The following is a 13,033-nucleotide window of genomic DNA, read 5'->3' as shown; positions in this document are numbered from 1 at the left end:
CCCTATCGCCCCTTCTTCGAGGGGGTGAGCCCAGGTGGAAGGACCCTTGTCTGATCAGAGCCGTGGAGGCAGTTCGCTGACCTCGTAGATAATGTTCAGGTCTTCCGCTTGGGATTTTGGATCTCGTCTTAAGGACGGTGAGGGCCGCCATCGCGCGTACCCTGTGTTTGCTATGGGAGAGACCGCTTCTTGACGGCGGAGACCGCCTGGGCAACCATATCAGGGCATCCGGGACACCGGATGCCCCATGACCTGCTGACCTAAGCAGACAAATCTTCCCGATATAGGACGTTATCACTGACGATGCAACCTGGTTTTCCGTAGACCCGCACCAGCGCATCCAGCTCGCGGGCGACACGGGCTCCCGAGATACTGGTGTCGGCCATGAGGCATAGGTTTTCGCGGCAGCAATCGTCGATCACTGCCAGGATGCGGAACTTGCGTGAAGCACCAAAGCTGTCCGACAGAAAGTCCAGCGACCACCGCGCATTTGGGCGCGCCGCCTCCGGCATCGGTGTGCGTGTGCCGCGGGCCCGTTTGCGGCCACGTCGTCGCTTCACCGAGAGACCTTCCTCCCGGTAGAGCCGATACAGCTTCTTGTGGTTCATGATCATGCCCTTGCGTTCGAGCAGGACGCCGATCCGACGATAGCCGAACCGACGTCGCTTGCCGGCAATCTCCTGCATCTCTTTGCGGATCTCGGGGCAATCCGGCGGGCGTTCGCGCCGGACCGTCTTTGGATCGACACCGACAAGCCGGCAGGCCCGGCGCTGCGAGATGTCGTGATCCCGCATCGCTCTGAGCGCTGCCTCTCGCCGCTTGGTCAGCGTCGTCAGTTCTTTCCCAGAAGATCTTTCAGGACCACGTTGTCGAGCATCGTATCGGCCAGCAGGCGCTTGAGCTTGGTGTTCTCGTCTTCCAGCGCCTTCAGCCGGGCGGCTTCCGACACCTCCATGCCGCCGTATTTGGCTTTCAGCTTGTAAAACGTGGAAGGGCTCAGCCCGTGACGACGGCACACTTCGGCCGTCGGCATGCCCGCCTCTTGCTCCTTGATCATCCCGATAATCTGCGCCTCGGTAAAACGGCTCTTTCGCATTCGTCTGCTCCTTCAAGGTTGGGCAGACTCTACATCATGATGAGGGATTTCGCGGGGGGCAGGTCACTCAGCTGTGCACCTTCGAGGGCAAAAGGCGCAAGACGGAACTGGTCAAAGCCTGCAAGGTGGGTTCGACTTGGTATGCGGCGGCAAAGGTCACAAATATCGACGGCACCCCTGTCGAAGACACGACCTATGTCACCGATGCGGATGGCTCCATCACTTTCGCCGCCGTATTCCTTACCCGATATGATGACGGCTGCTGGGGCTACAAGGACATGGAGGAAAGCGCGGGACCGGTCGAATCCCGCGCGCCACTGAGCCTACTGGCCCTGCTGTCCGAGCTGAAAGACCCAGACAGCTATGCTCATGCCTGGCGCCAGCGCTGCCAGGACTGGGCTGCGATCCCGGACTACGAGGAAGGCGACAAGATCAAGCTCGCAGCACCGGTGACGCTCACCGATGGCAGTACCTGCCAGATTGTCACCGCGACCCACTACAGGCGCGTGCGGCAAAAGCGCCGCTGCTACGGCATCGAGGAAACTGGTGGGCTCGTACGCCTGTCGAAGGCCTCGCTTGCGGGCTCGGAGCTGCTCAGCTCCGCGAAAGGTGCGGCTAGCCCGGTGCTGGCGGAGTTCCTGGCGGGGCGAAATTAGGTCCTGCGCTGGACGGTTCATCGACCTGCCCGGCGACAGCAGATGCTGCGGCTTGTCTTGACAAGGCAATGCAAATGCATTACCTATCGCGGGCAGCAAAGACCCTTTTCTTCAGGAGACTGCCATGACAGCCCTCGCACAAGATGTCTCGAAACTCACGGATCGGTATCAGACGACCGTGCCGGCGGGAGTGCGCAAACAGCTCAAGCTGGGCAAGGGCGACCAGATTCGTTACTGCACCGAGCCGAGTGGCAGGGTCTATATCGAGCCCGTGCGCAGCGACGAGGAAGATCCCGTGCTAGGAGCCTTTCTCGATTTTGTCGAGGCCGATATCAAGGCGCATCCGGACCGCATTCGGGCGTTCGATGGGGCTTTGCATGACCGTCTTGCAGCACTGGTCGGAGACGTTGACGTCGATCTCGATGCGCCGCTATTGCTCGAGGATGAATGAGCGGCGATAGCGTGCCCGCCCAAGCGCCCCTTGTCGTAAACGGATGGTCGATTTATGCGCATCCGCTCTTTCTGGATCAGCTCGAAGGGCTGATTGAAGAGGTCGAGGCGCGTAAGGCACGCGATCCCAAGACCTGGCGCAAGAAAAACCCGACGAAACGGCTGGCCGCCATCTTCAAGCTGGTCACCGAGGCCATACCGGCAGATCCGGGTGCCGCCGCCTTCCGGCAAGGCGGCACACTCGGCGATCACCGCAAGCACTGGTTTCGGGCGAAATTCTTCCAGCAGTATCGGCTGTTCTATCGGTTCAACAGCGATGCGAAGGTCATCGTGGCGGCCTGGGTGAACGACGACAAGACCCTGCGCGCCTACGGCAGCAAGACTGATGCCTATGCGACGTTCAAAGGGATGTTGGAAGATGGCAATCCACCTGACAATTTCGACGCGCTCTTGAAAGAAGCTGCAGCGGCGGGCAAGCGGTTCGAAACTTCCCTTGAAGCGGTGCCCGATCGGTAAGTGGGGTCGAATGCCTGAAGGAGCGGAATCCCACGCTAAGGCTGCCAGTAAGGGGGCATTATGCGTTTCAATCGCCGTCATACTTGGGCCAAGTGAAATAGGCGACATTGGTGTGTCATATGGCTGGTACGATGAAATTCTCAGAAGTCCCTCCCTATCCGTACACCTGCCGTTCGCTGCATCGTGTACGAACTGGTAAGATGCGGGACAAAGGGTGCATTCGCTGCGGATGCGCAGATGGCTGCTTCAGGTTTGGCGCACCGATAGGACATTGCAGCAGGTCGCGCCGGTTAGTCCGTATAGCTTTGGCAGGCATCAACTCCGTTGGCTGTCGAGGCAAGTAGCTGATCTGCATCACGGATGAGATCGGCGACCCGCCTGTCCGCCAGACGATACCGAACGAAGCGGCCTTTGCTGCGGCGACTGACCAGCCCGCATTCCAGCAGACAGCGCAGATGGTTCGAGACGTTGGGCTGACCCAAACCCGTATGCCCGACGATTTCCTGCACGTTGCGTTCGTCCGACACCAGCGCATCGAGGATCGTCAGACGGCTGGGATCGCTTAGGCCCCGGAAGAGCTTTGCCCGCAGTTCCAGTGTATCGGGTGCCGAAAGATCGTCTTGAATGTTTTGCGCTGTCATATCATTATCCACTGATACGTTAGCAGCGTACCTTTTCGCCCGCCACCACAAAAAGGATCGCACATGAGCCAGCCCGATAACAGCAAGTTGGCGACAGCCTCCTCCCCGATCCGAATGCGGGTGCAAGGCATGGACTGCGCGAAAGATGCCGCCGAGATCGAGCGCGCGGCCCGGTCTGCGGGCGTGGCCGAAGGCGACGTGAAAGTGTCCGCCGCCACCCACATCATGACATTGCGGATCGCGGACGGCGATCTGCCGAAAGTGCGGCCCGCGCTCGACGCGACCGGCTACGGTTTCGAGAAGATCGAGGACGGCGATACATCGTCCGATCCGGCCTACAAGGACCCGAGCTATCGCCGCGCGCTCTGGATCGTGGTCGCGCTCAATCTCGGATACGGCGTGGTCGAAATGTTCGGCGGGTTCCTGTCCGGTTCGCAGGCGCTGAAGGCAGACGCGCTCGATTTTCTGGGCGATGGTGCGATCACGTTTCTGGGCCTGCTCGCCATCGGCTGGAGCCTGACATGGCGGGCGCGGTCGGCGATGATCCAAGGCGTGTTTCTGGGCCTTCTGGGCCTTGGCGTTGTCGGCAGCACGCTCTGGCGTGTCCTCAACCAGACCACGCCAGAAGCCGGGTTGATGGGAGCCTTCGCGGTAGGTGCGCTGATCGTAAACATCCTCGCGGTGCTGCCGCTGCTAAAGCACCGCAAGGGTGATGCCAATATGCGAGCCGTCTGGCTGTTCTCTCGCAACGACGCCATCGGCAACCTCGCCGTGGTCATCGCCGCCGGGCTGGTCGCGTGGCTTGGCAGTGCATGGCCCGACCTGATCGTCGCGTTCGCGATCGCGGGGCTTTTCCTGCATTCGTCGTGGATGATCATCCGCGATGCCCGGAGTGACTTGGTGGAAGCTGACTAACTCCATCATGGTGCGACGCGCCGGACGAAAGCCGACATTCGCGCGCCCCGCAGCATCGGTGAGTCTGGGCTCGTTTGAGACCTTCGCGGCATCCCGCCCCAACGTCGGCAATGGTGTGAAGGGGCGTCTGTGCGCAGATGTTTTGGTCATCCCCATAATGTAGAGATCTCAAGAGTCTTATCGTCCGGGAAGTTTTGCTGTAACGTTCGATCATCGCGTGAACGGGGAATCCGAGTTGAAACAGCCTTCAGACCGCAAACAGGCTTGCGACAAAGTCAATCTGTCCAAGGTCCATTCTCCCTACCGCCGATCTCGGGTCGCTCTGAGCGTTGCAGCTATGCCGAGAGACCTAGGCGAGCTTCTGGATAGGCGCCTCGAGGACCATCGCCGTGACCGGTGAGATGACGTCCCATGATGCCTGGTTTCGGTCCAAGGTGAAGGAGGCACTGAATGACCAGCAGGCCGCGACACCGCATTCCAACGTGATGAACCTTGTGCAGGCGGTGATTGATGAGAAGCGCCGCCAACAGTCTTGAACAGTGCGTTCTGTTCTTACCTGGTACCTTCGTGCGTTTCGGGGTGTTTTGGTGGGTTGCCGCCGCTTCTTCTGTCAAAAAATTGTTTGCCGATCGGCTGCGTGACTTAGCCTTTGATTCCGACAAGGGCGGGTCGCGCTCGTGATCTGAAATTCTGCACTCACTCTCGTTGCCCAACCTCCGTCATAGCTTTCGGCGGAAACCCCAAAAAGTGTAGAGCGGGCTTTTTGTCCTTTGGAACTCAGACCCTGATCCAAAGGAAAATCCCCATGTCCAAACCCAGAACGGCCAACCCGGCTCTCGCAATCTCCGAAGCCGATCTCGCCTCTGCGCTAGCGCTTATCGGCAGAGAGATCCACCACCAACCCCTGCGCAGTTCAGCGCTGGCGCGCATCATGCGCGAGACGTTTCATGGCAGCGATGCCGGGGGTGCCTGGGACTGGCGCATGGCCTATGACCTGATGCAGGCCGCTGCCGTCCAAATGCTGCTGCGCGGCGACGGCGCGGCAGGTGACATCGCCGCGGCAAGGCTGCTTGCCTCACGGCTCCTGACGGAAACCCGCCGCTCCGAGCAGCAGATCCGGTTGCAGCAGTTTTCCACGCCACTGCCATTTGCCGCCTTGGCCGTGCGGGCGGCTGCGGTCCGCAAGGGTGAGACCGTGCTCGAACCATCCGCCGGAACTGGCGCCCTGGCCGCTTTCGCCACCCGCGCAGGCGCCACGCTTCTGCTCAACGAGATCGACCCCTTTCGCCAGCGCCTCCTGCGCGCGGTCTTCGGGGGCGAGGTGACAGGTCACGATGGTGAGCATATCGACGATCTGCTGCAGACACCGGTCCTGCCCGACGTCGTGGTGATGAACCCGCCCTTCGCCTCCTCGGTCGACCGCTGCCGGGACAAGCACATCGCGGCCAAGCATCTCATTGCGGCTGCAAAGCGTCTGGCACCCGGCGGGCGGCTGGTGGCGATCATGCCGCCGGGATTCACACCCGAACGCGATGCCGCGCATTGGTCCCGCGCCTGCGGCCTCCTGACGCCGCGACTGGCGTTGACGATGCCGGGGCAGGTCTACCGCAAGCTCGGCACCTCTGTCGAAACCCAGCTCATGGTCTTCAACAAGGTGCAGGACGACGGCGAGATGATCCGCGCCAGGGTTCAGGATCTGGAGGAAGCCCTTCCCTTTGTCGACGCCGTGGCCGCAAGCCGGCCTGAGAAGCGCCCCGCCCAACGGGCGGCGACAAACCCTCATGCGCGATCAGTCGGTCCAGTACCTGTCACGCGCAAGCGCCCAGTTGCCACAGTCGCCGCCTCCAAACCCCGCGCCAATGCTGCCATCCCGCTAAGCTTCACAAGTCTTGAGGCTCCGCGCGACAACACGCCCGTCTCGGACATCTATGCGCGCTACCGTCCGCAGCGGATCGAGATCCCGGGTGCGCAAGAACATCCCACGCCGCTTGTCGAAAGTATCGCCATGGCCTCTGTCGCGCCGCCCATGCCCTCTGGCGCGGCCAGTTCAGAATTGCGCCTGCCTGCCAGGCTGATCGAGGATGGGCATCTCTCCGAGGCACAGCTTGAGACCATCATCATGGCACATGATGCCCATGGGCGCGACCTGCCAGGACGATTCACCATCGACGACGACCAGACCAAGCTGACGCGCGCCGATGATAACCCGGATGCACGGGCCTATCGCCTCGGCTATTTCCTCGGCGACGGCACCGGTTGCGGGAAGGGCCGCGAATGCGCGGGGCTGATCCTTTTGAACTGGCTGGCGGGGCGCAGGAAGGCGATCTGGGTTTCCAAATCCGCCACGCTTATCGAGGACGCGATCCGCGACTGGACCGATCTCGGTGGCTCGCCCGCCGACATCCAGCCGCTCTCGAAATGGAAACCGGATCAGCCCATCCCGATGGGCGACGGGATCCTCTTCGTCACCTACGCCACACTGCGGTCCGCGGGCAAATGCGGCACCTCGCGGCTGAGCCAGGTCCTCGACTGGATGGGCGCGGGGTTCGATGGTGTTCTGGCTTTCGACGAAGCCCATGCCATGCAGAACGCGGCCGGGTCCGAGCAGGGCAGGGGGGTCAAACCCTCCCAGCAGGGCCTCGCCGGGCTGCGGTTGCAACTTGCCGCCCCCGGCGCCCGCGTCTTCTATGTCTCGGCCACGGGCGCCACGAGCGTGCACAACCTCGCTTATGCCGCGCGGTTGGGGCTCTGGGGGCAGGGCCCCGAATACCCCTTCCCGAGCCGCGAAAGTTTCGTCTCGGCGATGGAGGCAGGCGGCGTCGCTGCCATGGAGGTAGTCGCGCGCGATCTCAAGACGCTCGGGCTCTACACGGCCCGCGCCCTCAGCTTCGACGGCGTGGAATATGATGTGCTCGAACATGCGCTGACACCGGCGCAGATCGAGATCTACGACGCCTATGCGGGTGCGTTTCGCACGATCCACCACAATCTCGAGGCAGCCCTGACTGCCACCGGCGTCAACGATGCCTCGGGCGAGACCAATGCCTCGGCCGCACGCGCCTCGGCCAAGTCCCGCTTCGAGAGCACGAAACAGCGGTTTTTCAACCATCTCCTGATGGGCATGAAGGCCCCGACCATCATCCGCGCCATCGAGGACGATCTGGCGGCGGGCTACGCCTGCGTCGTCCAGGTGGTCTCGACGGGTGAGAGCCTGCTGAAGCGTCGGCTTGAGGCTATGGAACCGGAGGATGAACTCGTCGAGGGCGCGCTGACGCCTCGCGACTACGTGCTGGGCTATCTTGAGCAGGCCTTCCCGATCCATGCGCAAAAGCTTGTCGAGATCGATGGCAACATGGTGGCGGAACCCTTGCGGGACGAGACCGGCGCACTGGTCGTCTCGCGCGAGGCGCTCGCCCTGCGCGATGCGGCGATGATGGAGCTGATGACGCTGGCGCCGATCCCCTCGGCGCTCGATCAGATACTCTGGGAGCTCAGTGATGAAGCCGTGGCCGAAGTCACCGGGCGCTCCATCCGCCTTTTGAAGGCCGAGGATGGTCATCTCTTCATCGAGAAGCGCGCCGCCAGCAGCAATTCCTCGGAAACGCAGACGTTCATGGACGGTGAGAAAGATGTCCTGATCTTCTCCGATGCGGGCGGCACGGGCCGGTCCTATCATGCAGCTCAGACCGCGAAGAACCAGAAGCGGCGACGGCACTACCTGCTGGAGCCCGGCTGGCGCGCGGACGCGGCCATCCAGGGGCTGGGCCGCACGCATCGCTCGGCCCAGGTCAGCGCGCCCTTCTTCCGGGTCTGCACCTCGGATGTGCATGGCGAGAAGCGTTTTACTTCGACGATCAGCAAACGGCTCGACCAGCTAGGCGCGCTCACCAAGGGTCAACGCGAGACTGGCTCGCAGGGCATGTTCCGCGAGGAGGACAATCTCGAAAGCCCGATCGCGCGGGCGGCGCTGCGCGGCTACTATGCAGATCTGGCCGCCGGACGCGCCGAGGCGATGAGCTATGAGAGCTTCACCGACTGGACCGCTTTGCGGCTGATCGACAAGGACGGGGTGCTGCTGGAAGAGTTTCCCCCGATCCAGCGGTTCCTCAACCGGGTGCTGGCGCTGCCGATCCACATGCAGAACGCGCTCTTTACAGAGTTCATGAGGCGGATCGCGGATCAGACTGAACGTGCGCGGGCGGCAGGGACGCTTGATCTCGGCGTCGAAACCCTACGCGGCGACAAGATAGAACAGGTCTCCACGGAAGATCTCTGGACCTGCCCGAAATCCGGCGCCGTGACGCGGATCATCGGGCTGGAGGTCACCGACCCGGTCCACGTCCTTGGGGCCGAAGAGGCCATATCGCGCAACCCCGACAAGCTACCGATGGTGAATCGCGCCTCCGGCCGCGCGGCGCTCATCTCGGCGCGCCCTATGCAGATGTATGACGAGGATGTCGTGACGCTGATGCGTAGGGCAGTGCGTCCAAACGGGTCGAGCTACCTCGAAGAGGCACGGTTTGAGTCCTCGGCCTGGGAAGACATCGGAAGGCCCGAGTTTGCAAGGCTTTGGGATGCCGAGGCTGCGTCCCTGCCAAAAACCACCACGACCAAGCTCTACCTGCTGACCGGGCTCTTGTTGCCGATCTGGAAGGACATTCCGACCACCAATGAACGCATCTACAGGGTCACGCCCGGTGGGGCGACCGCCATGATCGGGCGCACGCTGAGCGAAGAAGGGGCGGCCGCGCTGTGCGCCCGCTTCCTCGTCTCCAACCCGCAAACACCGCAAGAGATGCTGACCGCCGCATTGGGCACCACCGCGCCGGTCGATCTGGGCCGGGGTCTGACCCTGACCCGTCGCCGCGTCGCAGGCGAGATGCGCCTCGAGCTTGGCGGCGCGGACAAGGGCATGATCGACAGCCTCAAGGCCCTCGGCTGCTTCACCGAGATCATTGCCTTCCAGTTGCGGGTGTTCCTGCCGCATGGGGACGGGATCGACACGGGAAGCATTCTGGCCCGGATCGTGGGGCAGGAAGCCGCCATGACGTCAGAACAAGCCGCCTGAAAAGTCAAAGCGGGCTTTCGGTCGGGCGTCGCGGATCGGGGTTTGCCCGGGCTGCGCTTTCCGGGCGCGGGCAGACCAATGCCACGCCCGGCCCCCCAAATTCAGACAAGAGGACAGACCCATGACCAATCCCCAGATCGACTATGCCGCAATGGCGGCTCAGTGGCGTGCAGAGCGCGAAACCACCTTGAAGGCATCCCGCACGGAGCTGCTCGCGCAACTACGTGCGCTTGGCATCAGCGAGGTCGCTGTCGAATACGAAGGCTATGGCGACTCCGGCAATGTCGAGGATGTGACGGTGCAGCCTGCAGAGGTCAACCTGCCGGAGCCGCTTGTCACAGAAGTTGGCGATTTCGCCTGGTCGCTCGCCTATCACCATCACCCGGGGTTCGAGAACAATGAGGGCGGCTATGGCACGCTGACTTGGGACATTGCAGCAGACAGCATCACGCTCGATCACGCGGACCGCTATGTCGAATGCTCGCACAGCTATGACGAGGGTCTTTGAGATGGCCCATCCTCTTCATCATGCCGAAAGCTCTGCCCGGAAATTCGGTGGGGTTCCGTCCGACTATCAAGCCGTCCACGACTGGTTCGATGCCTCGAAAGAGCACCTCGCGCTCTTCACGCACCGAGCTATGCGCCACCATGCCCAAGGCCTGTTTGAAGCCGAACGTGTCTTCGGCCTGACCCTGACCAATAGCGCGGGTCGGGACATTCCCGTGCGCTGGATCGGTGAGCAGCATGTCCGTGAAGATTGCCAAGGCCGCATCCCGAGCATGGCGGACTGGCTGCGACGGATCCAGCCCGAGCCATGGATGGCCAATGGCCATATCGACCGGCATGCCGGCGATGAGCCCTGGGGCGACCCAAGGGTTGCCTGGGCCTCCGAGGTCGCCGCCGGAAGAACGGTTCTTGGCCTGAAGGATTGGATGGCGGCGCGCGCGACGCAAGCCACGCAAAGCGCCTGACAGCTCTCGGCTGTTTGCCAAACGAATACTGCATGGAAGCCCGGTTGGAAGATCGGGCTTCTTGCGTCGTTTCCCCACCATTCTTCGTATGGAGGATCGCATGACACTCGATGAAATCAAAGCCGCGGTCGATGCCGGGCAGACCGTGCATTGGGCCAATACCGGCTACGTTGTCCACAAGGACAGGCTCGGTCAGTACCTCATCACCTATGTGCCGAACGGAAGCTGCATCGGTCTGACCGACCGGAGCGGGCAACGGTTGAACGGAAAAGAGGCCGAGTTTTTCATTGCGCGATTGGAGGACGGCGCGGAAAATCCGGGCAGCCAATCAAGACCAGACCGGCAGGGGAGGGGCGTAGCACCCGGAGGCGAGGGGGCATTCCCACTCGGACGGCAGCTCTGACTCGTGGGCGGGGCTGAAAGGAAAGCAGGCTTTCTGATTTGTGATCCCTCAAGGGGTCAAGAAAGCAATCCCGGATGCGTTGGCAAGAACGTCAGGCACCGGCCAATCCAAAAGGAACCATCCCATGTTCGCAGGAACCCTCACCCGCAATGTCGAGACCGCAGCCGCTCAGTACACCGGCATGATCCACTCGACGCGCTTTGACATCGCCATCCAGTTGAAGGCGCGGGCCAAGATGTCCGCGCGCAGCCCGGATTACGACGTGACGGCAGTCAACAAATCAGGCCGCAAGGTGCGCATCGGCACGGCCTGGAACGAGACCGGCAATACCAGCGGCAATCCCTACATCTCGATGCAGATCGATGTCGGCTTGGGTCCGTTCCGGGTCAACGCGGTGCAGAAGAAAGAGGCGCGTGCAGCCCAAAGCGGCGAATTCGAGATCATCCCGCTGGTCTCGAACGGCCTGATGAAATCCGGCTCGATCTCGGGCGAGCTCACCGCCATGGACGCTGACAACGCCTTCACGGGCTACATCGCCAACATGATGTTCGATCTGGAGTTCATGCTGATCGAGAACAGCTACAAATCCGAGGAAACCCACCCCGATTACCGTATCGAGGTCAGCTCGCCCCGGGGCACACCGATCCGCGTGGGCTCGGCGTGGATGGCCAAAAGCAGCCGCACGGGCAATGACTACCTGTCGCTGCTGATCAACACGCCCGATGGCGACCTGCGCGTCAACGCCGTGCAGAACGAAGAACAGCGCGGCGGGCAGACTTTCTCGATTATCCCGTTCATCGATAGCGGTGAGCAGCCGCAGGACGCGGGCGCGGGGCTGTCGCTGGTCGCATGATCAACGCGCGAGGGGAGACGATCTGAACCGAAAGGGGAGCCGTGGGATCACGGTTCCCCTTTTTCCATGTCCGTTTGCGTGAAGGACGCCACCGGCTTGCGATCAGGTGCAAATGCGATACAATAATATATTCACGTAATATAAAGGGCGGGCGCGTGGCGGCTAGATCAGGGACGGTTCCATGGTTCGAGAGCTTTGATGTTGAGGCAGAGGTTGAAGATCTCCTCGCCCATATCGAGCGCTGCACCGGATTCGCGCTACCCGCCCGAAAGCGTGGAGTCATCATGACCCATGCAAGGGCAAAGCTCGACAGGACAAGGCAGGCATATCTGGAGGCCAAGGCGGTGGGAAAGCCGGTGTCCACATCGCGGCGTGCGTATCTGACCGACCTGCAGGACACGATCTTCATGGCGATCCCGGAAGAGAACCTCGCGCGGATGCCGCTAAGCGAGCAGGTTCTGAACGACCCCGAATTCTACGCGGAAGCCATGCACCGTGCCGCTGTGATCAGTGAGGATGAGCTCTTCATGGCGCTGTCCTCTTCGTTGAAAGACATGACGGTCCAAGACGCCCGAGCGTTCGTCTCGAAGCTGTGGCACAGCACGATTGACGACAATGCCCGCAAATATGCCGAAGCCCTGAAGCGTCCCGAGCGTGAACCGCAGCCCTTTCGCCCGCGGAACACCGTGTAAGATCCGAGCCATTCTCTTGGCTTGAGCCGTACCGAGGTTGGCCGCCTCAAACCCCCTTTCCTGGAGGTGGCATCCTGTGCAGCGCGCGAAAGCCGTTGAAGGTTTTGTGGTGACGTCTACTGTCGCCAACATGATGAACCGGGATCACATGCGCGCCTTCTTCCAGCGCGCCGCGGCGCTTGCCGCTTTTGTCGCAATGCTCTGGGCGGTCCAAGTCGTCAATTGGATCACCGGCTACGGCTTGAACCCGGCCTTCGGCCTGATCCCCCGGCACGTAAGCGGTTTGGATGGTGTCATCGCCATGCCCCTCCTGCATGGAAGCTTCGGTCACCTGATGGCCAATACGCCGCCGCTGCTGGTGATGGGTGGGCTGCTGGTGGCCACGACCACACGGGCCTTGCTGCCGGTGAACGCCGTGGTGATCGGCTTCGGCGGCGGACTCGTGTGGCTGTTCGGCGGCTCGGCGATCCATATCGGAGCGTCGGGGCTGGTCTTCGGCTGGTTTGGCTTCCTCGTCGCGCGCGGTCTTTTGGATCGCTCGCTGATCACCCTGGGCGCGGCACTGGTGGTCGGTTTGCTCTACGGCTCCATTCTCTGGGGCGTTCTTCCGGGTCAACCTGGCGTCTCGTGGGAGGCTCATCTGTTCGGCGCTATCGCGGGCGCGGTGGCTGCCTTCTTTGTACGAACACAGGTACATACGCCGCGATTGGGCGACGTCGATTTGGATTGAAGCAGTAAACCTCACGTTTTCGACCCTTTGCGAACCTTCATC

General features: G+C 62.0%; 12 protein-coding genes and 2 pseudogenes. 12 read left to right on the top strand and 2 right to left on the bottom strand.

Annotated features, from left to right (window positions below):
• Positions 1 to 290 precede the first annotated feature (290 nt).
• Positions 291 to 1,096 (bottom strand): annotated as a pseudogene (locus A3728_RS22530) (IS3 family transposase); the annotation flags it as partial.
• 59 nt (positions 1,097 to 1,155) lie between these two features.
• Here A3728_RS22530 and A3728_RS19675 point away from each other — a divergent pair.
• The 3 genes and pseudogenes from A3728_RS19675 to A3728_RS19665 all read left to right on the top strand — a co-directional run.
• A pseudogene (locus tag A3728_RS19675) lies at positions 1,156 to 1,752 on the top strand (DUF6927 domain-containing protein); the annotation flags it as partial.
• Between the two features lie 124 nt (positions 1,753 to 1,876).
• Complete coding sequence (locus A3728_RS19670) at positions 1,877 to 2,203, top strand: type II toxin-antitoxin system PrlF family antitoxin (protein ID WP_067927754.1); 327 nt, start codon at positions 1,877 to 1,879, stop codon at positions 2,201 to 2,203.
• Entirely contained in the window at positions 2,200 to 2,718 is a 519-nt protein-coding gene (locus tag A3728_RS19665) for a type II toxin-antitoxin system YhaV family toxin (RefSeq protein ID WP_067927752.1), read from the top strand. Before A3728_RS19670 ends, A3728_RS19665 begins: the two co-directional genes overlap by 4 nt.
• Positions 2,719 to 3,008: 290 nt before the next feature.
• Here the strand turns inward: A3728_RS19665 and A3728_RS19660 are convergent, their stop codons facing one another.
• Positions 3,009 to 3,359 (bottom strand): ArsR/SmtB family transcription factor, encoded by a 351-nt coding sequence (locus A3728_RS19660; RefSeq protein ID WP_007803330.1) that lies wholly within the window; start codon positions 3,357 to 3,359, stop codon positions 3,009 to 3,011.
• 63 nt (positions 3,360 to 3,422) lie between these two features.
• Between A3728_RS19660 and A3728_RS19655 the strand changes: the two genes are divergently transcribed.
• From A3728_RS19655 to A3728_RS19620, 9 genes are all read left to right on the top strand, one after another.
• Positions 3,423 to 4,274, top strand: a complete 852-nt coding sequence (locus A3728_RS19655) for a cation diffusion facilitator family transporter (protein ID WP_007803328.1) — start codon at positions 3,423 to 3,425, stop codon at positions 4,272 to 4,274.
• A gap of 389 nt (positions 4,275 to 4,663) precedes the next feature.
• Positions 4,664 to 4,810 carry an antitoxin PaaA2 family protein gene (locus A3728_RS23290; protein ID WP_153218031.1) on the top strand — a complete coding sequence of 49 codons (147 nt, stop codon included), beginning with the start codon at positions 4,664 to 4,666 and terminating at the stop codon, positions 4,808 to 4,810.
• 269 nt (positions 4,811 to 5,079) lie between these two features.
• A complete protein-coding gene (locus tag A3728_RS19650) occupies positions 5,080 to 9,342 on the top strand; it encodes a bifunctional class I SAM-dependent methyltransferase/DEAD/DEAH box helicase (RefSeq protein ID WP_067927749.1) in 4,263 nt (1,420 codons plus the stop codon).
• A 121-nt stretch (positions 9,343 to 9,463) separates the two neighbouring features.
• A complete protein-coding gene (locus A3728_RS19645) occupies positions 9,464 to 9,850 on the top strand; it encodes a DUF6878 family protein (protein ID WP_067927747.1) in 387 nt (128 codons plus the stop codon).
• 1 nt (position 9,851) lies between these two features.
• Positions 9,852 to 10,313 carry a DUF6915 family protein gene (locus A3728_RS19640; protein ID WP_067927744.1) on the top strand — a complete coding sequence of 154 codons (462 nt, stop codon included), beginning with the start codon at positions 9,852 to 9,854 and terminating at the stop codon, positions 10,311 to 10,313.
• Between the two features lie 100 nt (positions 10,314 to 10,413).
• The gene (locus tag A3728_RS19635; protein ID WP_067927742.1) at positions 10,414 to 10,716 is read left to right on the top strand and encodes a hypothetical protein; all 303 of its coding nucleotides are present in this window, start codon (positions 10,414 to 10,416) and stop codon (positions 10,714 to 10,716) included.
• A gap of 124 nt (positions 10,717 to 10,840) precedes the next feature.
• The gene (locus A3728_RS19630; RefSeq protein WP_067927739.1) at positions 10,841 to 11,569 is read left to right on the top strand and encodes a DUF736 family protein; all 729 of its coding nucleotides are present in this window, start codon (positions 10,841 to 10,843) and stop codon (positions 11,567 to 11,569) included.
• A 155-nt stretch (positions 11,570 to 11,724) separates the two neighbouring features.
• On the top strand, positions 11,725 to 12,261 hold the full coding sequence (locus A3728_RS19625) for a hypothetical protein (RefSeq protein WP_236630569.1): 537 nt from the start codon (positions 11,725 to 11,727) through the stop codon (positions 12,259 to 12,261).
• A gap of 148 nt (positions 12,262 to 12,409) precedes the next feature.
• Positions 12,410 to 12,991: a rhomboid family intramembrane serine protease gene (locus A3728_RS19620; protein WP_067927768.1), complete on the top strand. Its 582-nt coding sequence runs from the start codon at positions 12,410 to 12,412 to the stop codon at positions 12,989 to 12,991.
• Positions 12,992 to 13,033 lie beyond the last annotated feature (42 nt).

The sequence above is a fragment of the Sulfitobacter sp. HI0040 genome (assembly GCF_001634885.1).
Taxonomy (GTDB): Bacteria; Pseudomonadota; Alphaproteobacteria; order Rhodobacterales; family Rhodobacteraceae; genus Sulfitobacter.
This window is presented reverse-complemented; position numbering and strand designations above follow the sequence as displayed.